The 25,480-nt window shown below is 69.5% G+C and carries 22 protein-coding genes and 1 pseudogene; 11 read left to right on the forward strand and 12 right to left on the reverse strand.

Annotated elements, in window-relative coordinates:
• The first annotated feature begins 22 nt into the window (after nt 1–22).
• The 5 genes from AC5WJ1_RS25875 to AC5WJ1_RS25895 all read left to right on the forward strand — a co-directional run bounded on the left by AC5WJ1_RS25875 (nt 23) and on the right by AC5WJ1_RS25895 (nt 6,150).
• Nucleotides 23–1,438: a lysine N(6)-hydroxylase/L-ornithine N(5)-oxygenase family protein gene (locus AC5WJ1_RS25875; RefSeq protein WP_494476682.1), complete on the forward strand. Its 1,416-nt coding sequence runs from the start codon at nt 23–25 to the stop codon at nt 1,436–1,438.
• A gap of 161 nt (nt 1,439–1,599) precedes the next feature.
• Nucleotides 1,600–3,813, forward strand: coding sequence for a TonB-dependent siderophore receptor (locus AC5WJ1_RS25880; protein ID WP_494476683.1), 2,214 nt, complete (start codon nt 1,600–1,602; stop codon nt 3,811–3,813).
• 69 nt (nt 3,814–3,882) lie between these two features.
• On the forward strand, nt 3,883–4,206 hold the full coding sequence (locus AC5WJ1_RS25885) for an iron uptake protein (RefSeq protein ID WP_135702889.1): 324 nt from the start codon (nt 3,883–3,885) through the stop codon (nt 4,204–4,206).
• Entirely contained in the window at nt 4,203–5,825 is a 1,623-nt protein-coding gene (locus AC5WJ1_RS25890) for a PepSY-associated TM helix domain-containing protein (protein WP_494476684.1), read from the forward strand. The genes AC5WJ1_RS25885 and AC5WJ1_RS25890 overlap by 4 nt, the downstream gene beginning before the upstream one ends.
• Nucleotides 5,809–6,150 carry a DUF3325 family protein gene (locus AC5WJ1_RS25895; protein ID WP_135702887.1) on the forward strand — a complete coding sequence of 114 codons (342 nt, stop codon included), beginning with the start codon at nt 5,809–5,811 and terminating at the stop codon, nt 6,148–6,150. The genes AC5WJ1_RS25890 and AC5WJ1_RS25895 overlap by 17 nt, the downstream gene beginning before the upstream one ends.
• 121 nt (nt 6,151–6,271) lie before the next feature.
• Here AC5WJ1_RS25895 and AC5WJ1_RS25900 read toward each other — a convergent pair whose 3' ends face one another.
• The 3 genes and pseudogenes from AC5WJ1_RS25900 to AC5WJ1_RS25910 all read right to left on the reverse strand — a co-directional run bounded on the left by AC5WJ1_RS25900 (nt 6,272) and on the right by AC5WJ1_RS25910 (nt 8,391).
• Nucleotides 6,272–6,601, reverse strand: a complete 330-nt coding sequence (locus AC5WJ1_RS25900) for a DUF2917 domain-containing protein (protein WP_133094430.1) — start codon at nt 6,599–6,601, stop codon at nt 6,272–6,274.
• 14 nt (nt 6,602–6,615) lie between these two features.
• Nucleotides 6,616–7,598, reverse strand: a pseudogene (locus tag AC5WJ1_RS25905) (alpha/beta fold hydrolase).
• Nucleotides 7,599–7,785: 187 nt separating this feature from the next.
• Nucleotides 7,786–8,391, reverse strand: coding sequence for a TetR/AcrR family transcriptional regulator (locus AC5WJ1_RS25910; protein WP_494476685.1), 606 nt, complete (start codon nt 8,389–8,391; stop codon nt 7,786–7,788).
• A 337-nt stretch (nt 8,392–8,728) separates the two neighbouring features.
• Here AC5WJ1_RS25910 and AC5WJ1_RS25915 point away from each other — a divergent pair, with 337 nt between their 5' ends.
• From AC5WJ1_RS25915 to fahA, 4 genes are all read left to right on the forward strand, one after another.
• Entirely contained in the window at nt 8,729–9,115 is a 387-nt protein-coding gene (locus tag AC5WJ1_RS25915) for a helix-turn-helix domain-containing protein (protein WP_133094433.1), read from the forward strand.
• Nucleotides 9,116–9,567: 452 nt separating this feature from the next.
• Nucleotides 9,568–11,277 carry an FAD-dependent oxidoreductase gene (locus tag AC5WJ1_RS25920; protein WP_494476686.1) on the forward strand — a complete coding sequence of 570 codons (1,710 nt, stop codon included), beginning with the start codon at nt 9,568–9,570 and terminating at the stop codon, nt 11,275–11,277.
• Nucleotides 11,278–11,319: 42 nt separating this feature from the next.
• Entirely contained in the window at nt 11,320–12,639 is a 1,320-nt protein-coding gene (gene hmgA, locus AC5WJ1_RS25925) for a homogentisate 1,2-dioxygenase (protein ID WP_133094435.1), read from the forward strand.
• A gap of 25 nt (nt 12,640–12,664) precedes the next feature.
• On the forward strand, nt 12,665–13,927 hold the full coding sequence (fahA, locus tag AC5WJ1_RS25930) for a fumarylacetoacetase (protein ID WP_135702883.1): 1,263 nt from the start codon (nt 12,665–12,667) through the stop codon (nt 13,925–13,927).
• 18 nt (nt 13,928–13,945) lie between these two features.
• On the opposite strand, the gene AC5WJ1_RS25935 is transcribed toward fahA, so the two are convergent.
• The 9 genes from AC5WJ1_RS25935 to AC5WJ1_RS25975 are packed head-to-tail and all read right to left on the reverse strand — an operon-like array spanning nt 13,946 to nt 23,865.
• A complete protein-coding gene (locus AC5WJ1_RS25935) occupies nt 13,946–14,416 on the reverse strand; it encodes a hotdog family protein (RefSeq protein ID WP_494476982.1) in 471 nt (156 codons plus the stop codon).
• 10 nt (nt 14,417–14,426) lie between these two features.
• Nucleotides 14,427–15,251: a beta-ketoacyl synthase chain length factor gene (locus tag AC5WJ1_RS25940; RefSeq protein WP_494476687.1), complete on the reverse strand. Its 825-nt coding sequence runs from the start codon at nt 15,249–15,251 to the stop codon at nt 14,427–14,429.
• A 9-nt stretch (nt 15,252–15,260) separates the two neighbouring features.
• A complete protein-coding gene (locus AC5WJ1_RS25945; RefSeq protein WP_135702881.1) occupies nt 15,261–16,463 on the reverse strand; it encodes a beta-ketoacyl-[acyl-carrier-protein] synthase family protein in 1,203 nt (400 codons plus the stop codon).
• A 49-nt stretch (nt 16,464–16,512) separates the two neighbouring features.
• Nucleotides 16,513–17,397 (reverse strand): polysaccharide deacetylase family protein, encoded by an 885-nt coding sequence (locus tag AC5WJ1_RS25950; protein WP_195427848.1) that lies wholly within the window; start codon nt 17,395–17,397, stop codon nt 16,513–16,515.
• A complete protein-coding gene (locus AC5WJ1_RS25955) occupies nt 17,394–19,880 on the reverse strand; it encodes an MMPL family transporter (RefSeq protein WP_195427847.1) in 2,487 nt (828 codons plus the stop codon). Before AC5WJ1_RS25955 ends, AC5WJ1_RS25950 begins: the two co-directional genes overlap by 4 nt.
• Before the next feature lie 14 nt (nt 19,881–19,894).
• A complete protein-coding gene (locus AC5WJ1_RS25960) occupies nt 19,895–20,578 on the reverse strand; it encodes a LolA-related protein (RefSeq protein WP_218959531.1) in 684 nt (227 codons plus the stop codon).
• The gene (locus AC5WJ1_RS25965; RefSeq protein ID WP_133094441.1) at nt 20,575–21,552 is read right to left on the reverse strand and encodes a lysophospholipid acyltransferase family protein; all 978 of its coding nucleotides are present in this window, start codon (nt 21,550–21,552) and stop codon (nt 20,575–20,577) included. Before AC5WJ1_RS25965 ends, AC5WJ1_RS25960 begins: the two co-directional genes overlap by 4 nt.
• On the reverse strand, nt 21,546–23,261 hold the full coding sequence (locus AC5WJ1_RS25970; RefSeq protein ID WP_494476688.1) for an AMP-binding protein: 1,716 nt from the start codon (nt 23,259–23,261) through the stop codon (nt 21,546–21,548). Before AC5WJ1_RS25970 ends, AC5WJ1_RS25965 begins: the two co-directional genes overlap by 7 nt.
• 22 nt (nt 23,262–23,283) lie before the next feature.
• Nucleotides 23,284–23,865 carry a COG4648 family protein gene (locus AC5WJ1_RS25975; protein WP_494476689.1) on the reverse strand — a complete coding sequence of 194 codons (582 nt, stop codon included), beginning with the start codon at nt 23,863–23,865 and terminating at the stop codon, nt 23,284–23,286.
• Nucleotides 23,866–24,341: 476 nt separating this feature from the next.
• On the opposite strand from AC5WJ1_RS25975, the gene AC5WJ1_RS25980 reads away from it, so the two are divergent.
• Together AC5WJ1_RS25980 and AC5WJ1_RS25985 are read left to right on the forward strand one after the other, a co-directional pair.
• Nucleotides 24,342–24,602 (forward strand): phosphopantetheine-binding protein, encoded by a 261-nt coding sequence (locus AC5WJ1_RS25980; protein WP_133094443.1) that lies wholly within the window; start codon nt 24,342–24,344, stop codon nt 24,600–24,602.
• Nucleotides 24,603–24,630: 28 nt separating this feature from the next.
• Nucleotides 24,631–25,461, forward strand: coding sequence for a glycosyltransferase family 2 protein (locus tag AC5WJ1_RS25985; protein ID WP_494476690.1), 831 nt, complete (start codon nt 24,631–24,633; stop codon nt 25,459–25,461).
• Nucleotides 25,462–25,480 lie beyond the last annotated feature (19 nt).

The following is a 25,480-nucleotide window of genomic DNA, read 5'->3' on the forward strand; positions in this document are numbered from 1 at the left end:
CCCGCCGCGCAAGGAGACCCCAATGCTCTACCCAGCTTCGACCTTCGCCGCGAACGGTGCCCGCGTGGATACCGGCACACCGCCTGTGCTCGACCTGCTCGGCATCGGCTTCGGCCCGTCCAACCTGGCGCTGGCCGTTGCGCTGCGCGAGATGCTGCCGCAGCAGGCGCCGTTCCGCTTCGGCTTTATCGAGAAGAAGCCCGGCTTTGTCTGGCACGGCAACATGCTGCTCGACAACAGCCGCATGCAGATCTCGTTCCTGAAGGACCTGGTCACGATGCGCAACCCGGCCAGCCGCTACACCTTCATCAACTACCTGCACGAGCGCGAGCGGCTGCTGGATTTTATCAACACGCGCACCTTCTACCCGAGCCGCTACGAGTTCAACGACTACCTGTCGTGGGTGGCGGCTGACTTTGCCGACAGCTGCCACTATGGCGAGGAAGTGGTGTCGGTCGAGCCCGAGAGCGCCGGCGCGAATAGCGGCAATGGCGCACTGGCATGCCTGCGCGTGACCTCTCGCGCGGCGGACGGCGCGCTGACGGTGCGCCGCGCGCGCAACGTGGTGGTCAGCGTGGGCGGCGCGCCCAGCATTCCCGATACCTTCGTGCCGCTGCGCGGGCATGCGCGTGTGTTCCATTCGTCGAACTACCTGGAGTCGCTGGAGCGGCTCGGGCAGTCGGGACCGGTGCGGCGGGTCGCGGTGATCGGCTCGGGGCAGAGCGCCGCCGAGATCTTCCTCGACCTGCACGGCCGCGAAGGCAGTATCGAGGTCGACCTGGTCAGCCGGGCGCCGGCGCTCAAGCCGGCCGATGACAGCCCGTTCGTCAACGAGATCTTCAACCCGCGCTATATCGACTACCTGTTCTCGCGCGCGCCCAACGAGCGCGAGCAGCTGCTGAACGAATTCGGCAACACCAACTACGCGGTGGTCGATACCGACCTGATTGAAGCCATCTATGAAGTGCTGTACCAGCAGAAGGTCACCGGCAAGGTGCGCCACCGCCTGCTGGCCGGCTGCGAGGCGCGCCACGCCGAGGCCGACGCCGACGGCGTGCGGCTCGACATCGCGCGCCGCGACGACGGCGCGCACCAGCTGCAGCGCTATGACGCGGTGATCCTCGCCACGGGCTACCGGCGCGAGCTGCACCAGTCGCTGCTGGCGCCGCTGGCGTCTTACCTGGACGACGCCAGGGGCTTCCAGGCCGACCGCGACTACCGGCTGCAGATGGCGCCGGGCTGCCAGGCCGGCGTGTTCCTGCAGGGCTGCTGCGAAGCCACGCACGGGCTGTCGGACACGTTGCTGTCGGTGCTGGCCGTGCGCGCGCAGGAGATTGTCGCGGCGGTGCTCGGCACTGGCGAGGGCGAAGCACGCGTGATGGCGCCGGAGCCGCCGCGAAGCCGCCCCGCGCGGGTGGCGCATGCCGGCGCGCACTGAATACAAGAACAAGAGCGCGCAGCGGCGGCGGGCCATTCGTCCGCCGGCCGGTGCGCATGGCCAGTTTCTTTAACACAACAGAGCAGGGGAGTAAGAAGGGCATGAAACACAGCAACAGACGCGCGAACGCACGCGCGCGGGCAGCACGGAACGGGGCCGCAATGTCGTGCTGCACCGCCATGCGCTGGATCCCGGCCGCGGTCGGCCTGGTCTTCAGCGCATCGGCTTTGGGGCAGGAAGCCACCACGGGGACCACGCCTGCCACCGCCGCTGCCGCCACGGGCAGCGCCGCACGCCCGGTAGAGCCCGCACTGCCCGCGGTGACAGTCAACGGCGCGCGCGAAAACCCGATCAACCCGCCGACCACGGCCGGCAGCAAGGTGCCGCTGACCGCGCGCGAAGTCCCGCAGTCGGTGACCGTGGTCAACAGCGAGCGCATCCGGGAACAGAACCTGGTGACGCTGGAAGATGCGCTGGCGCAGGCCACCGGCGTGTTCGTGGAGAAGCGCGATCAGGAACGCACCATCTACTATTCGCGCGGCCTGGAGATCGACACCTTCCTGCTGGACGGCGTGCCGACCAAGTATGACTGGCGCAACACCGTGCAGCCCGACCTGTCGATGATCGACCGCGTCGAAGTGCTGAAGGGACCGTCCGGCCTGCTGTCCGGCGCCGGCAAGACCGGCGGCGCGATCAACCTGGTGCGCAAGAAGCCCACGCGCGAGACGCAGGTGCAGGGGGCGCTGTCGGTGGGGTCGTGGAACAACTACCGCGCCGAGATCGACGCCGGCGGTGCGCTGAACGCCGACGGCACGCTGCGCGCGCGCCTGACCGGCGCGTTCCAGGACAAGGACTCGTTCATCGACAAGGCCAATATGCGCACCGGCGCGCTCTATGGCGTGGTCGAATACGACATCACGCCCAGCACCATGGTGACGGTGGGCGCGAACTACCAGGACTCGGAAGGCCGCCAGCCTTGGACGCTGCCGGCCTACTACAACCCGGTCACGCGCCAGGCGAGCCTGCTCGACGTGCCGCGCTCGACCTACCTCGGTGCCGACTGGAACAGCGACCACTTCTATACCACCTCGGCCTTTGCCGAGCTGGAGCATAAGTTCGACAGCGGCTGGCAGGTCAAGGGCGCGCTGCGCTACCTCAACAACCAGATGCATCGCGAGCAGGCGTATGCGTACGCGCCGGTCATCCCGGGCGTGAACACCACCACGCTGTTCGCGGCCAAGCAGACCTATACGCAGGAGCAGACCAGCTTCGACGTCTATGCCAACGGTCCGTTCTCGCTGTTCGGGCGCCGGCACAAGGCGCTGATCGGCTTCAATTTCTCGGATTCGGAGCGGCGCGACCCGCGGTACTCGTCGACACCGTTCTCGCAGGTCGTGAACATCTTCAGCCCGCGCAGCGACTTCGCCAAGCCGGTCTTCACGCCCAATGGCTCGGGCACCACGACCAGCACCCGGCAATATGGCGTCTACGGCGACGCCCGCTTCTCGCTGCTGGATCCGGTGACGCTGGTGCTGGGCGGGCGCCTGAGCTGGTGGGATATCAATGCGCGCCAGTACACGCCGACCGCCAGCGTGACCAAGCAAGACAACATCAACGCCAAGTTCACCCCGTTCGCCGGGCTGATCTACGACTTTACCGAGCACTGGTCGGCCTACGCGAGCTACGCCGAGATCTTCCAGCCGCAGGACGAGTATTTCACCGCCAGCGGCAACCTGGTCGATCCGATCAAGGGCAAGCAGTATGAAGTGGGCCTGAAGGGCGAGTTCTTCGAAGGCGCGCTGAACACCTCGGTGGCGCTGTTCCAGGTGCGCGAGACCGGCCGCGCCACGGTCGACTACGTCAACACCACCAACCCGAGCAACCCGTTCTACGTTTCGCAGGGCGAGACCAAGAGCCAGGGCTTCGAGCTGGAGGCCAGCGGCCGCATCACGCCGAACTGGACCGTCTACGCCGGCTATACCTTCAACGTCACGACCGACCTGCAGGACCGCACCGGCCAGCTCAACACGGCGTTCTCGGCGATCGCGCCCAAGCACCTGTTCAAGCTGTGGACGCAGTACCGCCTGCCTGGCGACTTCAAGCGCTGGCGCATCGGCGGCGGCATGACCGCGGTCAGCCACGTGCAGAACACCGCGCTGTTCCCGGCACCGATCGGCGCGGTCACGCTGCGCCGTGGCGGCTATGCGACCTTCGATGCGGCAATTGGCTATGACTTCAACAAGCATGTCTCGGCCGATCTGAACCTGACCAACCTGTTCGACCGCAGCTACTACGCGCGGATCAACAACCCGCGCGAAGGCAACATCTGGGGCCAGCCGCGCGCGGCGATGTTCACCGTGCGCATGAAGATGTAAGCGCAATGCCGGCGTGGCGTTGCGGCAGGCCCTCACCCCTACGCCGGCCGCGTGTTGCAGGATATTCCAATGACCAATAGTCCCTCATCCCTGCCGTCGCGCGGCGCCATGGTCCCGGCGCTGGCGATGACCGCCCGCGCGCTGGCCGCGCTGGCCGGCAGCTACGCATTTACCTGGGGCGTCACCGCCGGTGGCGCCGTGCTTGGCTGGCGCCTCGGTTTGGCGCGCAGCGAAGCGGTGCTCTGGTTTTCGATGTTCGCCTTCCTGCTGTTCCCGATGATGTCGCTGTGGGCGCTGGTGACGCGGCGGCTGTGGCGCACGTGGCTGGTGCTGCTGGCGGGCGCGGGCATCGGCGCGGGCGTGGCGCAATGGCTCGGGGAGCGGCTGGCGTGAGCAAGACCCTACGCAAGAACAATGGCCGCGCCGCGGCGAAGAAGACCGCCGCCCACGAAGGCGGGCTGCGCCAGGCGATGACCTGGGCGCATACCTGGATCGGCGTGCTGCTCGGCGGCGTGCTGATGGTGGCCTTTTTCATGGGGTCGGTCGCGGTATTCGACCGGGAAATCGACCGCTGGATGATGCCGGCCACGCGCATCGAGGCCGCGCCGCCCGTCATCGATATCGACACCGTGGTGCCGCGCGCCGTGGACGCGCTGGCTGCGGGCAAGCCGCTGCGCGAATGGGCCGTGACGCTGCCCGAGGCGCGCACGCCGGTGATGATCGCGCGCGTGCGCTATGCCGCGGCCGGCGGGCAGATCCGCCTGGCCGACCCGCGCACCGGCGCGCTGCTGCCGGATGTCGGCACGCTGGGGGCATCGTCCTTCTTCTATCCGCTGCACTACAACCTGCACCTGCGCGTGTGGAACATCGGCTATTGGCTGGTGGGGCTGGCGGCGATGGCGATGCTGGCGGCGATCGTGTCCGGCGTGATCGTGCATGTGCGCATCTTCCGCGATTTCTTCACCTTCCGGCCGCGCAAGCAATTGCAGCGCAGCCTGCTCGACCTGCACAACCTGACCGGCGTGCTGGCGCTGCCGTTCCATGCGGTGATTTCCTTCTCCGGCATCTGCATCGTCTACATGATCCTGATCCCGGCCGGCATCGACGCGCTGTACCAGCAGCCCAATGCCTTCTACGAACAGGCCGTATCGGGCTATTCGCGGCCGGCTGCGGGCGTGGCCGCGCCGATGGCGCCGCTCGGGCCGATGGTCGAGGCCGCGCGAGCACGCTGGGGCGGGGCGGCGCCGGCGGCGATCCGCGTCTGGAACCCGGGCGACGCCAACGCGGTGGTCAAGGTCAGCCGCTCGGTGGGCGACCGCGTCAGCCTGGCGGACGACGCGGCCTACTTCGACGGCGCCAGCGGGGCGCTGCTGCACCACGTGCCGCTGCAGCCCGCGGCGACTACGCAGCGCTTCCTGACCGGCATGCACTTTATCGCCTTCGACCACTGGCCGCTGCGCTGGCTGTATTTCCTTGGCGGTCTGGCCGGTTGCGTGCTGATTGGCACGGGGCAGCTGTACTGGCTCGACAAGCGCCATGCGCGCCATGGCGAGCGCGGCGTGCGCCTGGCCGCCGCGGTCACCGCGGCCATGACGACCGGGCTGGTGATCGCGATGCTGGCGATGATGGTGGCCAATCGCCTGCTGCCGATGACGCTGCCGTCGCGCGAGTTCATCGAGGCGGGGTTGTTCTTCCTGGTCTGGCTGGCCACGGCCATCCACGCGCGCGTGGCGATGCGGCCAGGCAGCCGCACGCTGGTGCCGTGGCGGCAGCAATGCCTGGCGATCGCCGTGCTGGCGCTGGCGGCGCCGGTGTGCAACGGCCTGACCACCGGCGACTGGCTGCCGCTGGCGCTGGCCCGCGGGCAGTTTGCCGTGGCGGGTGTCGATATCGCGCTGCTGCTGACCGGCGCGCTCGCCCTGACGACGGCACGCCGCGTCAGGCAAGTGGAAGCGGCCCGGTCGGCGGCTGCATCAGACCTGAAGGAGGCAGAGCATGCCGAACGCGCTTGACCACCTGTTGCTGATCGCGCTGGCGCTGTGCGCGTATGGCGCCTTCGTGCTGTTTGCCTGCGCCACCGAGCGGCACTGGAACGAGCTGTCGGGGCAGGGCGGCGATTTGCCGGATCGGTCGCGCCGGCGCCTGCGCGGCGCGGCCTGGGCGCTGGTGGCCCTGGGCGCCGCGGCCGCGCTGCCGGCCAACGGCGCAGGCTTTGGCGTGCTGCTGTGGGCGCTGGCGATGATGGCCGGTGCGATGGCGGTCGCTTTCACGCTCACGTGGCGGCGCGGCTGGCTGCAGCCGGTCGCGCGCGCGGTGCTGGCAAGGCTGCGGATCTGAGCCGGGGCTGGATGCGGGCGGCGCTACGTCACCCGTCGGTAATAATGCAATTAACCGCCTGAAATCCGTACCATCCGCCAGCGCGCAAGCGCGTGCCTGCCGGCAACGAATGGTCCAGGGCTCAGCGGTGTGTACCCGAATAGGCGGTACGTTGCATCGGCAGGAAACGAGCAAGCCAGTGCCGCCAGCCGCGCGCACCGGCCGCTCCCGTCCTGCAGCGCGTGACACGCACGCTGGCCCGGGTGATGGCGTAGAGATCTACGGTGCCAGCCTCCGGCACCGTAAACGATTCGCTGGCGGCGAGGGAAGTGTCTTTCGGATCGCCGTCACGGATCAGCCATAGCTCGCCCTCGGTGCAGCGCACCGCGACGTGCTCGCCCGGATCGGCCACCAGCCGCAGCGAACTGCGTGCGGGCAGGGTGGCGGTCATATCGTTGCTTACCAGGAACATGATGTCCTCCGGATTCAGTTCACTGCGAGGGCGGCCGCCGGGGCTGTCACTGTGCCCGCGGCCCTGGGCCGGACAAAGGCGGCGATCCGGTCGATCACGGCGGAGTCCTGCAGGATGCGGCGATGGCCGAGCCCGTCGGTGGTGACCAGCTCGGCGCCGGGCCAGGCGCCGGCGATTGCGGCCCCGTCTTCCCAGCGCACCTCCTTGTCGCCGCGGTCGTGGATCACCAGCGTCGGCGGCACCGGTCGCGAACGCCCGATCTCCGGTACGTTGAACGCCGACCACGGCATGCCGAGCCAGCGCTCGCTCTGCCGCTGCATGCGTGCCAGGACCGCTGGCGCAATGCCGAGCTGCCAGGCCAGCGCCGCGCACGCGGCGTGCATATCGGCGGGCGAACCGACCAGCACCGCCGCGCGTGCCGGCAGGCCCTCGCGCAGCGCCAGCGCCGTGGCCGCGCCGCCGAGCGAATGCGCCACCACGGCGTGAACCGGCCCGGATGCCAGGCGGCGGCAAGCAACGAACGCGACATTTCCGGCACCGAGGTCTGCGCCGCGCCGCGCGTGCCCGCATCGGAAGCGCCATGCGACAGCGCATCGAAGGCCACCACGCGCATTCCGGCTGCGACCAGGCTGTCGGCCACCGCATGCCATTGCCCGGCATGGCCGCCCCAGCCGTGGGCGAGCAATACCACCGGACCGGAGTCGCCCCAGCGGTAGACGCGCACCCTGCGGCTGGGCCCGTGACCGGTCACCAGGGCCCAGTCGCTGCGGGCGCTGTCCAGGAAGCGGCGGGCCGCCGACGTCAGGGCGGCGCGCGGCGGCGAGAACCAGAGGCGCTCGAGCGCACGCGCGGTCGCGGATGGCGATACCAGGCTGCCCGCCTGCCAGCGCAGCCGCTGCCAGCCGGGTAGAGCGGCGGGTACGTTACCCGCTGGCCTGGCATTGGGGGCAGCGGCGGCGGAAGTCGCCGGGGAAGGGGAAGAGACTGCTTGCGTCACGACCTGCACCTCCAATCGGTTGCTGGATTGGCGCGGCATCATCGGAGCCGGTGCCAGCCGGCGGCTTTCCGCGCGCATTTTTAGGACCGACCAGTCGTGCTTTTTTTGGTATAAAAAAAGCGGCCGGAAGGTTGTTGCCCGCCGGCTGGATAGTGCCGGCGCCAATGTCGTTTCGTGGTGTTTCCGTTCAGACCTGCGTCGCGCCCTCGGTGGCGCGTGCCACCAGGGCGCCAAACGCACGCCGCGCCATGGCTTCGGCGTCGGCGCGGCCGAGCAGCTTGAACGACTGCTGGAACGCCATGCCGATGCCGGACAGTTCGAAGGCAAATTGCCGCGGCTCCACGCTCGTGCCGAACTGGCCTTCGTCGATCGCATCGGCCGCCATGCGTGCCACGGTGCTGTGCCAGTCTTTCAGCGATTGCACCACCAGGTCCCGGATCGTGCCCGGCCGGTCCCGGTATTCCTGCCCCAGCGCCATGAACAGGCAGCGGCCCTGCGTCACCGTCCCGCCCAGCCACTCCAGGTAGCCCGCGAACATGGCCTGCAGCCGCGGCATGCCGCGCGGGTGGCGCATTGCCGGCCGCACCACGATTTCGCCGAAGCGTTCGATGGCGAGGTCCAGCACCGCCTGCTGCAACGCCTCCTTGGACTTGAAGTGCGCATACAGGCCGCTCTTGGACATATTGGTGTCCGCGGCAAGCGTGGCCAGCGAGAGCTGCTCGAAGCCGACCTTGGTTGCGGTATCGAGCGCCTGCTGGATGATGGCGTGGCGGGTGAGTTGTCCCTTTTGCATGCAGTGGAGAATAGCACGACCGGTCGGTTTGTCAACGAAACCGGATGCATGGTAGTTGCCCCGACTTGCGAAGTTGTGCAGCGAAGGCCATAACGTCGTACACAGAGCGTGTGACGTCAACGCAAACCGCCAAGGGTCGTTAGTCTCCCTGCGTTGCGACGATGTTGTGCAGGATGCGGCCTTTTGCCTTCCGTTTGCCGGCCGGGGCAAGAGGCGAATTGCGGACTTGGAAGAAATCTGCACAAAGTGTTTCGGCGGTTACATACGGAACGCTTTGCGTGCTCTATACTCGAATGCACGTCCGCGCACTTTTTTTCACTGGTGACTGGAGACCGACATGAACAGTACAGCCGTGCCAAGAGGCGCTAGCGAACCGTTCCGGCAACTGCGGGCGCTGCGCCGCGCGCGCAAGCTCAAGCAAGAGGACGTCGCCCGAAAAGCGGGCATCTCGCGGGAAGCCTACCTGCGGGCAGAATCGGGGCAAGCCGATCCCCGCATGTCGACATTCCTCGCTGCCTGCGAGGCGCTGGGCCTGGAAGTGGTGCTGGCCCCGCAGCATCTCGCAGCAGATGTCAACGCCTTTATCGCCAGCCGCAATGGCGGCGTGACGGCAGCCTCGATGGCCGGCCAGCCGGCCGCCGGCGGTGCGCAGGCACCCGCCGCGGCACCGGCGCAGGGCGGCGGCTTCGGCTCCGGCACGGGCGAAGGCCACAAGCCGGTCTGAACCGGCCGCTGCCTGGCCGGCCACGTCTGCACGGGCCGGCGCAGGCGGATGGCGTTCCAGACCACCATCCCGCAACCGGCGCGGCGCGGCCCTCGCTCCGCGCCGGTTGTCATCGACCGGGCGCTGCTAGCGCCGCCCGGCGCCTCTATCACGCCGCCGCGGTCCTGCGCGCGGTAATTGCCTGCATTTTTCTACCCGACTTCATTAACTGCCGCGTCCAAGCCTGACGCGCGTTGAAGGCCACACTTTTCCATTTTTCCGGTTCCGGCCTACAACTCCAGTGGGTGCGCCACCTTGCGCATTCGCCGAGACGGGTTTGACACGCCTGTCTTGCGAGATTACGATATGGTAAATCAATTACGGATTACGTAATTCCGTACCGAACTCACCCAGACCGGCAGGGCCCGCCAAAGGGTCCCCGGGGCGCCAGCGCAGCGCCGCATGGAGACGCCGTGGATACCACCACCAACCCGCAACGCACCTTCGCGTACCAGCCTGGCGCCGAGCAACGCTCGCAGCCGGCGGCTGCGCATGCGATCCGTCCCGTCGCGGTGGTGGGCGCCGGGCCGGTCGGACTCACCGCGGCGATCGACCTGGCGCAGCGCGGCGTTCCCGTGGTCGTGCTGGATGACGACGACACGCTCGCCGCCGGCTCGCGCGCCATCTGCTTTGCCAAGCGCACGCTGGATATCCTGGACCGCCTCGGCTGCGGCGAACGGGTCGCGGCCAAGGGCGTCAGCTGGCATGTCGGCAAGGTGTTCTTCGGCGACGAGCAGGTGTACCGCTTCGACCTGCTGCCAGAGGCCGGCCATCGCCGGCCGGCCTTCGTCAACCTGCAGCAGTACTACCTGGAAAGCTTCCTGGTCGAACGCGCCGCCGAACTGCCCGGCATTGAACTCCGCTGGCGGCATCGCGTCACCGGCGTTGCGCCAGCCCAGGACAACGTCGCGCTGACGGTCTCGACGCCTGATGGGGACTACGTGCTGCAAGCGCGCTATGTGGTGGCCGCCGATGGCGCCCACAGCGCGGTGCGCCAGGGCCTTGGCCTGGAAAGCAAGGGCCGCGTGTTCCACGACCGTTTCCTGATCGCCGATGTGAAGATGGCGGCGCCGTTCCCGGCCGAGCGCTGGTTCTGGTTCGACCCGCCGTTCAACCCGGGCCGCTCCGCGCTGCTGCACCGGCAGCCCGACGATGTCTGGCGGCTCGATTTCCAGCTGGACTGGGACGCCGACCCCGAAACCGAGAAGCAGCCCGGGCGCGTGATCCCGCGCATCCGCGCCATGCTGGGCGATGGCGTGGCCTTCACGCTGGAATGGGTCAGCGTCTATACCTTCTGCTGCCAGCGCATGGATGCCTTCCGCCACGGCCGCGTGCTGTTCGCCGGCGATGCCGCGCACCGCGTCTCGCCGTTCGGCGCGCGCGGCGCCAACAGCGGCGTTCAGGATGCCGAGAACCTGGCGTGGAAACTGGCACTGGTGCTGGCCGGCCGCGCTGGCGACGCCTTGCTCGACAGTTATGCCAGCGAGCGCGAGGCCGCCGCCGACGAGAACATCCGCCACTCGACGCGTTCCACCGATTTCATCACGCCCAAGAGCGCCGTGAGCCGCACCTTCCGCGATGCCGTGCTGCGCCTCGCGCGCCGTCACGCGTTTGCGCGCCAGCTGGTCAATAGCGGCCGGCTGTCGCTGCCCACGGTGCTGGCGGATTCGCCGCTCAACACGCCGGATCGCGATGTGTTCGCGGGCGCGATGGTGCCCGGTGCGCCGTGCGCGGATGCGCCGCTGCGGCGCCACGGCGAGGCGCAGCCGGGCTGGCTGCTCGGCGAACTGGGCGAACTGGGCAACGCCTTCACGCTGCTGGTCTTTGGCGACGGCAGCGAGATCCCGGACGATGCGCGCCGCCGGCTGGCAATGGCCGCGGTGCCGGTGCGCCTGCTGTTCGTGGTGCCGCCGGGCCAGCCGGCTGCACCGCCCGATGGCCCGCGCCATGTGAGCGACGCCGAAGGCCTGGCTGCGCGCCGCTACGACGGCCGCCCGGGCACCTGCTACCTGATCCGTCCCGACCAGCACGTCTGCGCCCGCTGGCGAACCTTTGATGCCGAAGCCGTGCAGGCCGCGCTGTTGCGCGCCCTCTGCCTGCCAGCCAACGGCCGGATGCACTAGAAGTCCCTGAACCCCGACCGACACCGCAACGCTGACGACACCATGAACCTCACGCACACCCAGCTCGCCGAGCACGGCTACATGTCCGGCTTCGCCAACGAATTCGCCACCGAGGCGCTGCCCGGTGCGCTGCCCGTGGGCCAGAATTCGCCGCAGCGCGCGCCCTATGGCCTCTATGCCGAGCAGCTGTCCGGCAGCGCCTTCACCGCGCCGCGCGCGCACAACCGCCGCTCGTGGCTGTACCGCATCCGCCCGGCGTCGATGCACCAGCCGTTCACGCTGGTCGAGCAGTCGCGTTTCCTGAGCCGTTTCGACCAGGTGCCGCCGTCGCCCAACCAGATGCGCTGGAGCCCGCCCGCGATGCCGTCGGTGCCGACCGACTTCGTCGACGGCATCGTCACCATGGCCGGCAACGGCGGCCCGGAAGCGATGAGCGGCTGCGGCATCCACCTGTACCTGGCCAACCAGTCGATGCAGGACCGCTTCTTCTACAACGCCGACGGCGAGATGCTGATCGTGCCGCAGCAAGGGCGCCTGCTGATGGTGACCGAGCTGGGCCGCCTGGAAGTGGAACCGCAGGAGATCGTCGTGATCCCGCGCGGCGTGCGTTTCCGCGTAGAGCTGCCGGATGGCGAGGCGCGCGGCTATATCTGCGAGAACTACGGCGCACTGTTCAAGCTGCCCGACCTGGGCGTGATCGGCTCCAACGGCCTGGCCAACCCGCGCGACTTCCTGTCGCCGGTGGCCAGCTATGAAGACCGCGAGGGCGATTTCGAGCTGGTGGCGAAGTTCCAGGGCAACCTGTGGCGCGCCGCGATCGGCCATTCGCCGCTGGACGTGGTGGCCTGGCACGGCAACTACGCGCCGTACAAGTACGACCTGCGCCGCTTCAACACCATCGGTTCGATCAGCTTCGACCACCCGGACCCGTCGATCTTTTTGGTGCTGCAATCGCCGTCGGACACCCCGGGCGTGGACACCATCGACTTTGTCATCTTCGGGCCGCGCTGGCTGGCGATGCAGGATTCGTTCCGCCCGCCCTGGTTCCACCGCAATATCGCCAGCGAATTCATGGGCCTGATCACCGGCGTCTACGACGCCAAGGCCGAGGGCTTCGCACCGGGCGGCGCCAGCCTGCACAACTGCATGAGCGGCCACGGGCCCGATGCCGAGACCTTCGAGAAGGCCAGCGCCGCCGATACCTCGACGCCGCACCACATCGAGAACACCATGGCGTTCATGTTCGAGACGCCGGGCGTGATCCGCCCGACGCCGTACGCGGCGCAGTCGGCCTCGCTGCAGCAGGAGTACTACACCTGCTGGCAAGGCCTGAAGAAGCATTTCAACCCGAACGTCCGCTGAACCCGACAAATCCTGGAGTGAACCAATGACCGCCCCCCAAACCAGCTGGATCGACAGCGCCAACGACGGCCAGACCCACTTCCCGCTGCAGAACCTGCCCTACGGCGTGTTCTCCGTCAAAGGCCAGTCGCCGCGCGTCGGCGTCGCCATCGGCGACCAGATCGTCGACCTGGCCGCGCTCGATGATGCCGGCCTTCTGCCCGCCGCAGCAAAGGGCACTTTCGCCGGAACGACCCTGAACCGCTTCATCGCCCTCGGCAAGCCCGCCTGGACCGAAACCCGCAAGCGCCTGACCGCGCTGCTGTCCGGCGAAGACGCAGCGCTGCGCGACAACGCAGCGCTGCGCGACAAGGCGCTGGTGCCGATGTCCGCCGCGGCGCTGCACCTGCCGGTCGACATCCCCGGCTACACCGACTTCTATTCGTCGAAGGAACACGCCACCAACGTCGGCCGCATGTTCCGCGACCCGGACAACGCGCTGCTGCCCAACTGGCTGGAAATCCCCATCGGCTATAACGGCCGCGCCAGTTCGGTGGTGGTGAGCGGCACGCCGCTGCATCGCCCGAACGGCCAGATCAAGCTGCCGAACGAAGCGCGCCCGGTGTTCAGCGCCTGCCGCAAGCTGGATTTCGAACTGGAGATGGGCTTTATCGTCGGCAAGGAGTCGGCGCTGGGCGAGCCCGTCAGCACGGCCGACGCGCCGGCGCATATGTTCGGCATGGTGCTGCTCAATGACTGGAGCGCGCGCGATATCCAGCAGTGGGAATACGTGCCGCTGGGGCCGTTCAACAGCAAGGGCTTCGGCACTTCGATCTCGCCGTGGGTGGTGACGATGGACGCGCTGGAACCGTTCCGCCGCGACAATCCCGAGCAATCGCCGCAGCCGCTGGCGTACCTGCAGCAGCAGGACAAGAACGCCTATGACATTGCGCTGGAAGTCTCGCTGCAGCCGGAAGGAGCGCCCGCGCCGAGCACGATCTGCCGCACCAACTTCAAGGCGATGTACTGGACCATGGCACAGCAGCTGGCGCACCACACGGTGTCGGGCTGCAATGTGCGCGTGGGCGACCTGATGGGCTCGGGCACGATCTCGGGTACCACGCCGGACTCCTACGGCAGCATGCTGGAGCTGACCCGCAATGGCGCCGAGCCGGTGACGCTGGCCGACGGCAGCCAGCGCGGCTTCCTGCAGGACGGCGACAGCGTGATCATGACCGGCTACTGCCAGGGCGAGGGCTACCGCGTCGGCTTCGGCACGGTCTCGGGCAAGATCCTGCCCGCTCGCTAAGGGTCGTCTGCCGGCACTTCAGCCGGCGTGCGAGCCATGCCGGGCGGCATCGAGAATGACCGCTGCCCGGCCTGACAGCAAGCTCCGCCCGTCCGCGCTGACGGTGAAGGCGTACAGCACGCTGGCGCCTTCGCCGCTGACGCGCCGCGCTTCGACCAGCAGCGGCGCGCCGATATCGTCCAGCCTCTCCACCAGCAGTTCGAGCTTGCGCACCGACGCCAGGTAGCCGGAGCGCGGGCGCGAAGGGCTGTCTTCCTGCGCCGCCAGCAGCGCGCCGTGCACGGCCATCGCCTGTGCCGCGTATTCGATGCCGCAGACCGCCGCGAGCCGTCCCTGCGCCCGCAGCGGGTTGTCCGCCCGCGCATGCGTGCCGGACACGCAGCGCACCACGTTTTCATCCCAGTCCAGCACACCGTCGAGCAGGCACATCGTGCCCTGGTGCGGAATGCGCGCCGCAATCCAGTCGCGGTCGCGCACGAAGGCGGGCAGCTTCACGGCGTCAGGCCCTGGTCACGGTGCCGAGGCTGGCCACATTGGCCCGGATCTGCAGCCTGTCGAGGTAATCGAGCACCACCGTCCCGGTGTCGCCGCGTGCGATGGCGGCCAGCAGCGGCAGCGCGCGCGCGGCCGGTGCCGACTTGCGCAGCGCTTCCAGCGCGGCATCCGGCATCGTATCGGCGCCGGCCTGCGTCAGCGAGACCTCGATCTGCGCCAGCGTCTGCGGCGTGGGCTGCGGCGTCATCAGCAGCGCCACACCGAACGGGTCGGGGATGGGCCGATGGCTGTGCAGCGGCTCGGGGTAGCCGGTGTCGTAGGCAATCAGCAGGCAGGGCTCGGCATCGCCCGCCACCTGCAGCGCGCATTCGAGCAGGCCGGCGCCGAAGCTGCCGTCCATCGCGCACAGCACGTTGGAGGTGCGCATCGCCCCGGCCGCGATCGCCCAGTAGCCGGCGGTGGCGTTGTGGACGGAGTTGTGGAAGCGCGTCGGCGACATCAGCGGATCCGGCTCGGCCAGCGCTTCGCAGATCGCGTGGAAATTGTGGCCGTCGGCGCTCGACGAGGTAAAGATCGTCGGCAGCTGCGCGGCATCGCGGCCGGTGGTGGCGACGGCCTGCTGGCCCACGCCCAGCGCCAGGCGCACGGTCGGGCCGGTGCGCCGGCGCTCCGCGGGCGGCAGCCCTGCGGGCGGCGGCAGTTCGGTCGGCGCGTGCGTGTAGGACGCGCGGCCCGCCAGCACTTCGCGCGCTGCGTCCCAGCCACTCATGCCCGGGCCGAGCAGGCCGATGCTTTCGATAAAAACGGGGTGCAAAGCGGGTTGCGGCATGGCGCTGGCTCAGTGAAACGCCGCGTCCGCGCGCGCGAACAGCAGGCTGCAGTTGGAACCGCCGAAGCCGAATGCATTGCTCATGGCATAGCGCAGCGGCGCGTCGCGGCTCATAAGCTGGTAGTTCACGCCCAGCGCCGGATCCGGCTGCGTGGTGTTGATGCCGGCCGGCAGCAGGCCATGGCGCAATGCCAGGGCGCAGATCACGGCCTCCAGTGCGCCGGCGGCGCCAAGCGCATGGCCGGTCGCGCCCTTGGTCGAACTGCATGGCGTACCGGGCAGCACCGCGGCCATGGCCAGCGCCTCGGCGGCGTCGTTGCTGCGCGTGGCGGTGCCATGCAGGTTGACGTAGCCGACCTGTGCGGCAGCGATGCCGGCGCTGGCCAGCGCCTGTTCCATCGCCAGGCGGGCACCGAGTCCTTCCGGGTGCGGGGTCGACATATGGTGGGCGTCGCTCGACTCGCCGATGCCGGCCAGCAGGATGGCATCGGCATCCGGCGCATCCGGGGCGCGCTCGAGCAGCCCGAAGGCCGCGCCCTCGCCAATCGAGATGCCGTTGCGCGCGACGTCGTACGGGCGGCACGGCTGCGCCGACAGCAGCTCCAGCGAATTGAAGCCATACAGCGTGGTGTGGCACAGCGAATCGACGCCGCCGACGACGGCCGCGTCGATCAATCCTGCTTCGATCATGCGCCGGGCCGAGCTGAAGACCTTGGCGCCGGACGAGCATGCCGACGAAACCGCCGCTGCCGGGCCGCCAACGCCGAGGTACTCCCGCACGAAGCCCGGCAGGGAATAGGGGTTGTGCGTGCCGCCGTAGTGGAAGCCCGCCGGCAGCGCACCGGTATCTGGATCGCGCTGCCGATAGCCCAGTTCCGTCTGCAGCACGCCGGCGGTGCTGGTGCCGAGAAAGACACCGATGCGGTCCGCGCCATAGCGCGCCGCGGCCTCGCGTACGCGTTCGGCGAAATGGTCTGCTTCCAGCCCAAGCCATGCCAGGCGGTTGTTGCGGCAGTCGAAGTGCGACAGGTGCGCAGGCAGCGTCACCGCATCCAGTCCGGGTACTTCACCGACATAGGTGTCCAGGCGCACGTCGCCAAACTGGCACGGAGCCAGGCCGCCACGCCGCGCGCGCAGTGCCGACAAAGTCGCGTCTGCGCCGGTACCGATGCAGCTGGTGGCCGTGAAGTGGGAAAACAGTAGCGGAGACAAGGCTTTGCGGAATCTTGGGGGTGGTCTAATTGTAACAAGCCGGGGCCGGTCAGTTTGTCGGCGACTGTCCGGTACCGCTGTCGGCATGCCCTGATTCCATCGCTGCGCACAGCGTCACGCAGCGCAGGCCCGCCCGGTCGATGGCGGCAAGCAGGGGCGGCAGCACCGTCGTGCAGTGCGGATTGCCGGCCGGATCGAAGCCGGGATTGCCGTCATGCAGCAGCAGGATGTCGCGGCCCGCGAGTTTGCCGGTCAGGCGTTGTTCCACGCGCGCCGCGATGTCGCCGGAGCGGGTATCGAAGCCGCGTCGCGTCCACGCCGCCAGCTGGAGCCCGAGGCGGCACAGCACCGGTTCCAGGAACGGGTTGCGCAGCCCGGCCGGCGCGCGGAAGAAGCGCGGCGCCTGCCCGGTGAGGTCGCCCAGCACCTGCTGCGCCGCGCCGATGTCGCGCAGCATCCGGCCCGGTCCGAAAACGGAGAAATGCAGGCGGTGATGCATGCTGTGGTTTTCCACCGCATGGCCGCGGCGCACGATCTCGCGCACCAGCGCCGGATGCGCCGCGGCGCGCTCGCCGACGCAGAAGAAGGTGGCGCGCGCGCCGTGCTGGTCGAGCAGGTCGAGCACGCGCGGCGTCAGCGCCGGATTGGGACCATCGTCGAAGGTCAGCGCTACGCAATCCTGTGCCGACGGCGGCAGCCGCAGCAGGTTTGGCCCCAGCCACGTGCTGCGCGGCCACAAGCCGCCGGCGCACATCGCCGCGTGGGAGGCGGCAATGCCTGCCAATGCGGGGACGATGCTGCCGGGATGCGTGAGCATGGCGCCGATGCCGGCCACGTGGACCGCGGCTGCGCCGTACAGCAGCGGGCTGGGGCGCCACGGGCGGCTTGGCGGCGTGTCGTGCCAGGCGCCGCCGGATGCGGAAAAGCGGTTCATGTCGTACTCCCGGCCTGACCGGTCCCGGCATTTCCGGCATTGCCGGAGGTGGCGGGCCGCGCCAGGATCGCCGAGAACCACAGCGCCAGGATGGCGCCGGGGCCGACTGTCAGGCCGAACGCCCGCAGCAATGGCAGGCTCGACAGCGCCAGCAGGCCGAAGGCGGACACCGTCGTCAGGTTTGCGAGCAGCAGGGAGACCAGCGTGTGCGGCGAATGGGCCGCGCCAGGCTGGCCCGCTGAAGCGCCATTGAAGAATAGCGCGTAGTTCGAGCCGACTGCCACCAGCAGCAACAGGCCCACCAGGTGCAGCAGCGTCAGCGGCTGGCCCAGTGCGGCCAGCCCGCCCAGCACGACCACCGCGGCGGCCGCCAGCGGCAGTACCGTGGCCGCCACGCGGCGCGGCGAGCGCAGCGCGATCGCCAGCAGCGCCACGATCGCCAGCAGGCCCGCCAGCGACAGCAGCAGCGCCTCGCGCAGGTAGCCGGCGTAGAGGCGGTCGGACTCGCCCTTGAGGTCGACGAACAGCGTATCGGGCACGTCGGCGCGGGCAACGGCGGCGCGCACCGCGGCACTGTCGACGCCGTCGCCGCCGCCGCTACCCTTGGCGGCATTTGCCGTGGCCGGGGCGCGCAGCGGCAGCGTCGCGCTCCAGCGCCCGTCGCGATGCGTCAGCAGCGCATCGACCGCCAGCGCCATCGACGTGCCGCGCAGGTCTTCGCGCCGCAGCAGCGGGCCCGCGCGCGCTTGCTCGGCTTCGGCCAGGAACGGTGCGAACAGGTCGGCGCGCACCGGCTGGCCGGCGACGGCCGCGCGCAGCCGCTGCGCCAGCTCGGCGGGCGGCGGCAGGCTGGCCTGGCGCGCGCGCTGGGTCGCGTCGCTGGGCAGGTAGCGCGCGGGGCTTTCATAGCCGCCGATGAAGTTCTGCGCCACCAGCGGGTCGAGTTCGTGGGCCACGCGCTCCGCGCCCTGCAGCACGCTTTCCTGGTCGGGCCCGGACAGCACCACCAGGAAGCGCACGTCGGGCGCGCCCAGGTCGGCGCGCAGCGAGGCGTCGAGGGCCTGTTCGCTCGCGGGCACCGGGCTCAGCCCGGCCAGCTCGCGGCCCCACAGCGTGCCGCGATGCATCGCCAGCACGGTGCTTGCCGCGACCACCAGTACGAGCACCAGCCAGCGCAGCCGGTGGGCACGCTCGGCCAGCCATGCCAGGCGGCGTCCCAGCGGCGTCACGTCGCGCAGGTGCAGCGTGGCGGGCACCAGCTGCGGCAGCACGAAGCGCGTCACCAGCGCCGCCGTCGCGAGCCCTGCGATCGAATACAGCCCAAGCTGCGCCAGTCCCGGAAAGCCCGACAGCAGCAGCGAGGCAAAACCGCACACCGAGGTCAGCACGCCCAGCCGCACCGTGGGCCAGAACCCGCCCAGCCAGGCACGGTTGTCGCGCTGGCCGTTGCGCGTGTATTGCGCCGACTGCACGAACAGGTAGATCGAATAGTCGACCGCCTCGCCGATCAGCGTGGTGCCGAAGCCCAGCGTCAGCCCGTGCACGGTGCCGCCAAAACCCAGGCTCACCGCCGCGATGCCGGCCAGCGCGCCGCTCAGTACCGGCACCAGCCCCAGCACCAGCAGCGGCACCGAACGGTAGACCGCCAGCAGCAGCGTGACGATGATGGCCACGCCGATGGTCGACAGGCGCTCGACGTCGTGCCGGATGGTGTCGCGCGACTTGACGGAGAAGACTCCGGGGCCGGTCATCGCGAGCTGATAGGGGCCGTTTGCCGCGGCCTTGGCAAAGGCATCGCGGATTGCGTCGATGGCCTGCGCCTGCGCGTCCGTATCCGAACCCGAGGCCGCGCTCTGCGCCAGCAGCACCGCGCGCTTGCCGTCGCGCGAGGTCCAGGCGCCGGCATGCAGCTGGGGGCGCTGGCCGGCGTCGAGCTGAGTCAGCAGCGCGGCGACCTCGCCGGTGGGGTCGCGGGGCAGCAGTGCCTTGGTGAAGAGGCCGGCCGACGAGGCCAGCAGCTCGAACGAATCGTTCACGGCATGCGCCAGGCCGTGCTCGCTGAAACGCTCCGGCGTGACTGTCGGGCTGAGCAGGTAGCGGTGTTCGTAGACGTATTTGCGGTCGGCGTCCTGGTTCAACGGCTCGCCGTTCTGGATCGCGGTGAAGCGCGGATCGCGCCGCAACTGCGCCGCCATCGCGCGCGAGACCGCCGCGCGGCCATCGGCGTCGCCGCCTTCGATGCCGACCAGGATCAGCCGCGAGACCAGCCCGTCGCGCAACTGGCTGACCAGCAACTGCTGCTCGGCGCTCGGCAGCCGCGGCAGGAAGGCGGACAGGTCGGCGGTGAAGCTGGTGCGGCTGACCACCGCCGCGCACGCCAGCAGCGCGACCAGCCACAGCGCCAGCGCCAGGCGCGCGCCGGGCAGCGTGAAGCGCCGCGGGGCCGAGGGGCGCGTGGGTGGCGTGGGGGACGAGGGGGGCATGCCGGAGGCTGCGCTCATGGGCGGCCGGCGGGCCGGATCGTCATGACGGAGCGGTCGCCGTCGGCCTGGCGGATCTCGACACGGTCCAGCGCGTCCTTGCTGCCGTCGATGCGCACCTGGCTGACGACTGCCGCCATGCGCGAGTCCGCCGGCGTCAGCGTCAGCGTCCAGCGGCTGGCGCGGCCTTCCAGGCCGAGCTTGTAGTAGCGTTCCAGCGTGTGGCGGTTGCCGGCGAGCGTGCCGCGGATGCTTTCGATAAAGGCCGCCAGCTCGGGGTAGTTCTGCAGCGGCATGGTAAAGCGCTTGCCGTCGCGCTCCACCGTCAGCATGTCGCCGTCGAGCACCATGTTTTCTGCCTTGGGCGATACGGTGCGCTTCTCCAGGTGGTCGGGCGCGGTGAAAAGCAGTTCGCCGGAAGACTGCACCGGCTTGGCCAGCATCGCCAGGTACTTGGTCTCGGTGAAGCGGACCCGGCCTGACTTGCGCTGCGCCAGCGTGGACATCAGCTGGTCGACGCCGAAGGCGGGCGCGGCCTGTGCTGCGGCAGGCGCGGGCGGTGCGGCTGCGCTGCCTGGCACCGCGATGCCGAACGCAACGCCTGCCAGCAGCAGCGGCAGCAACCGGCGGACAACGCGCCTGGCGGAACAGATCGGATCAGTGTCGAAGGCTTTCACAACGCTCGGGAGGTCATGGCTCATGGCTCGTTTCCCGGTGGCGGCTGCTCGGAGAGCGGCGGGCCGGCGTGCCAGAAGTCATAGAAGTTGAACCAGTTGTACGGCGCCTTGCGGCTGAATTTCTCCAGCAGCCGCACATAACCGTCCAGTGCCGACTGCACCGCGGCTTCGCGCTGGCCGCGCGCGGTCTGCGAGAAGTCCGCCAGCGGCACGAAATGGACATCGTAGCGGTTGCCGCCGCGATACAGCCCGGTGATGAAGAACACCGGCCGGCGCAGCATGGCGGCCATGCGCAACGGCCCGGTCGGGAACCCGGTGGGCGCGCCGAGGAAATCGCATTGCTGCACCGGATCGGTGGCACGCTGCGACAGGGTGCGGTCGGCCAGCATGCCGATCATGTAGCCGCGGTCGAGGTAGTCGCGCACGCGCAGCATGGTATCGAAGCGGCCCAGTGCGATCACGTCCTGGCGCATGGCGGGGTTGATCGACTGCAGCACGTCGTTGAGCTTGTGCGCGTTTTCCTCGTACATGGTGATGGCCACTTCCATGTCCGGATGCTGGCGGCCGAGCGCGCGCACGACCTCGAAGCTGCCCAGGTGCGCGCCCAGCAGGATCGCGCCGCGGCCGCGCGCCATGGCGGCTTCGAGCAGGTCTTCGCCGTGGAGGCGGATGTCGAACAGGTCGAAGCGGCCGTTGAGCAGGTAGATGCGGTCGTGGATGGTCGAGGCAAAGGTCAGCACATGCCGGTAGCCGTCGATCCAGTTGGCCTCGCGGCCCAGCGCGCGGTCCAGGTAGGCGCGCGAGGCATGGCGCGCCGCTGGCGAGAACAGCGTGAAATAGGCCGCGATCAGGCGCAGCACCACGCGCCCGGCCGGACGTCCCAGCGCCAGCGAGATCCACGTCATGACGCGCAGCAGCGGGATGTTGCTGCGCTCTTTGTGCCGGGACCAGTCGGCGGCCTCCACCGGCGCTTGCCGCTTCCACAGCCAGGTCAGCATGGCCCGCCCTCCGAAGTAGCGGCGCGCAGTTGCAGCGTGCCGCTGGCCACTTCGCGTCCCGCGCTGCGCAGCGTGATGCGCAAGCGTTCGCTGCCGTCCGTGGCCGGCTCGGCGTCGTGTTCGATTTCGACCCGTTCTCCGGGGCGCACGGGGCTGAGGAACTTGATCGTCCCGGCCTGCGTGGGCACCAGCGGCCGCTCAAGTGCGGACCCGAGCGCGAGCAAGGCGTGGTCGAGCAGCACTACGCCGGGCACGATCGGATTGCCGGGGAAATGGCCGGCCATGGCGGGGTGGCCGGCGTCGATGACAAAGGCGGGCAGGGCCGCTGCGACATCCCGCGCGCGGGACAACTGCGCCACCAGCGCCGCCAGCGTGTCGCGCGGCAGCTTGCCGGCGGCATTGCGCGGCAGGCGTTCGGCGAACAGCAGCGGGCGCGGCAGGAAGGCGGGGTCGATGCGCTCGCGCAGCGCCTGCAGGATCGCCGCCGGGGTCACGCCCGGCGCCACGACGACTGCCACCAGCCGCACCACGTGTCCCTGTGCATCGCCTTCGTGGCTGTCGCCGGGCATGAAGAAGGCGCCGTCCTGCACGCCGTCGATGGCATTGAGCTGGTGGTCAAGGTAGGCCAGCGAGGTGCGCTTGCCGGCGATATTGAGCAGGTCGCCCTTGCGGCCGTGCAGCAGGAAGTGCCCCGCATCCAGCGGTTCGATGGCATCGCCGAGCGCCACCGGTTGCTCGATATGCCCGCCCTCGGCCCAGGTCATGGTGTCTGCTGCGCCGTCCGCCGTACGCGGCTGCAGCCGGACGCCGGGCACCAGCGTCCAGATGTCTTCCTGCGCGGTGCGGCGGGTGGCAAGCTGGCCGGTCTCGGTGCTGCCGTAGATTTCACGCAACGGGCCGTGGAACAGCGCTTCCGCAGCGGCAGCCAGATCGCGGCCGAGCGGGGCAGTGGCGCACAACAGCAGGTCGGCGGCGGGCATGGCCATGTCCGCGTGCACCAGCGTGCGCAGGTGTACCGGCGAGCTGACCAGCGCGCGCGGCGCGGGCACTCCGGCCAGTGCGTCGCGGACGTCGGCCGGGTAGAACGCCGGTGCCGACGCCAGAGCGGCGCCGCCCTGCAGTGCCAGCATGACGGTGGCCTCCAGGCCGAACATATGCTGCGGCGGCACCGTGCCGACCAGCGTCCATGCGCGCCCGTCGCACAGGCCCAGCCGTTGCGCGGCGGCGCGCGCTCCCCGGGCCATCGCGCCCCAGGTCTTGCGGTGTGGCACCGGGGTGCCGGTCGAACCGGAGGTGAAGACGTAGGCCAGCACGCGGTCGGCAGGAAACGACGGCACGTCGGTGAATTCGGCCGCATCCGGGGCCGCAGCGACGCCCTGGTGGTAGTCGAACACCGGCATTGCCATCGGCGCGGCCGGCTGGTCCTGCAGGCAGAAGGCATCCGGTGCAAATGCGCACAGCTGGCGCACCGTCTCGGGGGTTTGCGACGACGGCAGAAGTGTAGCCTTGCCCCGCAGCAGCGCCGCGCACAGCCCGACGGTGAAGCGATAGCGGTCGGTACAGGCGTTGAAGACATGGCCGCCGGCCGGCAGCGCGGCGGCAAGCTGCGCCACGTCGGCCAGGAACCTGCCTACGGTGACCGGCCGGCCCTGCACCCACGCGAGGGTGGCGGCAGGGGAGGCGTGCGCGACGAGCGGGATCGCAGTCATGGCGGATGCGATGCGGCGCGCGTCAGCGCGGCATGGCGGTGGCGGCCGGCGTCACTGCGCGCGCGGCCCGGGCTGCCCGGGCAGCCATCACGGCGCGGTAACCGTGCACCGCATCGAGCAGGCCTCCGTGGCGCATGCCAGGGAAGGCGATGCGGCGGCATGCCGCTTCGGCAGCGAACATCGCGGCGATCAGCAAAGGGGTGGCGAGGTTGGCGAAGTTCGACCACGCCGCCACTGGAGCCAGCACGAACAGCAGCGTGGAGGCGCCGGCCACGGCCGCGAAGAACAGGGTCCAGGCCTGCGTCACGCGCCGCGCATAGCGGGCGTGCGCCGGCGTCAGCTCGCCATGGAGGGCCGTGGCGATCTGTGCGCACAGCGGGGTGTGGCCGTCGCGCAAGGTCAGGCCGAACATCACGCCAAGCGCCACGTTGACGCCGGCGTGCTGCAACAGGTATGTCCAGCCAAAATGGTGCGACAGCGGCACTCGCCAGAGCCAGAGCGCCACGCATGCCGCGACCAGTGCGAACAGTGCCGGCTTGCGTCCGGCGGTGCGCAGCACGGCCAGGAAACCGAGCGCCAGGACCGGGAGGATCCCCAGGAGCAATGCGACGACTTCTGCTCCCGGCCGATGCGCGGCATAATGCAGCGCGCATTCATAGATCACGAACCCGGCGACCCCGACGAGCCATCCACGGCCGCCGCCGATGGCCGAGGCGTGCGGCGTACTCGCGGATTCGACCCGTGCGTCCTGGACGGGCCGGGCACGGGCGGGGAGGGAAGACGATTGGCTCGAGGACATCATTTGTGTCGTTATCATGTGTAGCAAGCGGCGCTTCAGGCTGAGGCCGAAAACCGGCGAAATCCAAAGTCCGCGAGTGTGCGCCAGACTGCGAAGCGAACGCTTTATACCTTAAAAGACCCCCTACGCGGTGCCAGGATTCCCCAAAGCCCTGTTGATGTTGTTACCAAACTTCTCTCGGCTAGCCCGCCATCGGGGCCTTTGGTAGCATCGGCTGGCCCCCACGGCGCGCCGGGACGATCCGGACCGGCTGCGTGCCGCGGCGGCCCCTCTGCTTCAACATGACCGAACTTGAAACCGAACTCGCCCGCCTGATCATCGACGAACTCGACATCGCAGACCTGCGACTGGAAGAGGTCACCGCCGACACGCCGCTGTACGGCGAAGGCTTCGGGCTGGACTCCATCGACATCCTGGAGATTGCCCTGCTGGTGTCGCGCAAGTACGGGGTCGAACTGCGTTCGGACAACCCCGACAACAAGACCATTTTCGCGTCGCTCGGCAGCCTTGCCGGCTACGTCGCGGCGCAGCGCGCCAGCTAACCCCGCCACCCGGGAACCGGAGCGCGACATGCCCCAGCATGCCACGCCACTCCCTGCGCCCGAGCCGGGCGCCGACGCAGCGCACCGTTCCCACCTGGTGCTGATCCCCAGCTACAACCCCGGCACCCGCCTGCACGGCACGCTGCAGGCGGCGCGCGCGGCGTGGGCGCCGGTATGGGTCGTGGTCGACGGCAGCACCGATGGCAGCGAACGCTGGCTGCGGGCCGAAGCCGCCACCGACCCGGCGCTGCGCGTGCTGACGCTGCCCACCAACCAGGGCAAGGGCGCTGCTGTGCTGCACGGCATCGAAGCCGCGGCGGCCGAGGGCTTCACCCATGTGCTGGTCATGGATTCGGACGGCCAGCATCCGGCCCACCTGATTGCGGAGTTCATGGCCCTGTCGCAGCGCGAGCCGGACGCGATGGTGCTGGGCCGGCCGGTTTTCGACGCCAGCGCGCCCCGCGAAAGGGTCTACTGGCGGCGCATGTCCAATTTCTGGGCCGATGTCGAGACCCTCTGGGCCGGGATCGGCGATTCCCTCTATGGCTTCCGCGTCTACCCGATCGCGCCGCTGCGCGCGGTGATGCGCGAGACGCGCTGGATGCGGCGCTTCGATTTCGATCCCGAAGCGGCGGTCCGCCTGTGCTGGCGCGGTGTTCGCCCCATCAATGTGGCGGCACCGGTGCGCTACTTTGCACGGGGCGAAGGCGGTGTCTCGCACTTCCGCTACCTGCGTGACAACCTGCTGCTGACCGGGATGCACCTGCGGCTGCTGGCGGGTTGCGCGGTGCGGCTGCCGGTGCTGCTGTGGCGGCGCTTGCGCCTTGCCGGCAAGGCGGCGCCCCGGCATCTGCGCTGAGCACGGCCGCCGGCCAATG

This window comes from Cupriavidus sp. MEYA8 (genome assembly GCF_059278825.1).

Excerpts from the sequence above, each read along its gene's own strand:
- fahA (WP_135702883.1), top strand. The coding sequence starts at position 12,665 with ATGACCGCCCCCCAAACCAGCTGGATCGACAGCGCCAACGACGGCCAG.
- AC5WJ1_RS25875 (WP_494476682.1), top strand. The coding sequence starts at position 23 with ATGCTCTACCCAGCTTCGACCTTCGCCGCGAACGGTGCCCGCGTGGAT.
- AC5WJ1_RS25900 (WP_133094430.1), bottom strand. The coding sequence starts at position 6,601 with ATGTTCCTGGTAAGCAACGATATGACCGCCACCCTGCCCGCACGCAGT.
- AC5WJ1_RS25965 (WP_133094441.1), bottom strand. The coding sequence starts at position 21,552 with ATGCTGACCTGGCTGTGGAAGCGGCAAGCGCCGGTGGAGGCCGCCGAC.
- AC5WJ1_RS25985 (WP_494476690.1), top strand. The coding sequence starts at position 24,631 with ATGCCCCAGCATGCCACGCCACTCCCTGCGCCCGAGCCGGGCGCCGAC.
- AC5WJ1_RS25970 (WP_494476688.1), bottom strand. The coding sequence starts at position 23,261 with ATGACTGCGATCCCGCTCGTCGCGCACGCCTCCCCTGCCGCCACCCTC.
- AC5WJ1_RS25885 (WP_135702889.1), top strand. The coding sequence starts at position 3,883 with ATGACCAATAGTCCCTCATCCCTGCCGTCGCGCGGCGCCATGGTCCCG.
- AC5WJ1_RS25980 (WP_133094443.1), top strand. The coding sequence starts at position 24,342 with ATGACCGAACTTGAAACCGAACTCGCCCGCCTGATCATCGACGAACTC.
- AC5WJ1_RS25940 (WP_494476687.1), bottom strand. The coding sequence starts at position 15,251 with ATGCCGCAACCCGCTTTGCACCCCGTTTTTATCGAAAGCATCGGCCTG.
- AC5WJ1_RS25880 (WP_494476683.1), top strand. The coding sequence starts at position 1,600 with ATGTCGTGCTGCACCGCCATGCGCTGGATCCCGGCCGCGGTCGGCCTG.
- AC5WJ1_RS25960 (WP_218959531.1), bottom strand. The coding sequence starts at position 20,578 with ATGAGCCATGACCTCCCGAGCGTTGTGAAAGCCTTCGACACTGATCCG.
- AC5WJ1_RS25950 (WP_195427848.1), bottom strand. The coding sequence starts at position 17,397 with ATGAACCGCTTTTCCGCATCCGGCGGCGCCTGGCACGACACGCCGCCA.
- AC5WJ1_RS25910 (WP_494476685.1), bottom strand. The coding sequence starts at position 8,391 with ATGCAAAAGGGACAACTCACCCGCCACGCCATCATCCAGCAGGCGCTC.
- AC5WJ1_RS25915 (WP_133094433.1), top strand. The coding sequence starts at position 8,729 with ATGAACAGTACAGCCGTGCCAAGAGGCGCTAGCGAACCGTTCCGGCAA.
- hmgA (WP_133094435.1), top strand. The coding sequence starts at position 11,320 with ATGAACCTCACGCACACCCAGCTCGCCGAGCACGGCTACATGTCCGGC.
- AC5WJ1_RS25955 (WP_195427847.1), bottom strand. The coding sequence starts at position 19,880 with ATGCCCCCCTCGTCCCCCACGCCACCCACGCGCCCCTCGGCCCCGCGG.
- AC5WJ1_RS25895 (WP_135702887.1), top strand. The coding sequence starts at position 5,809 with ATGCCGAACGCGCTTGACCACCTGTTGCTGATCGCGCTGGCGCTGTGC.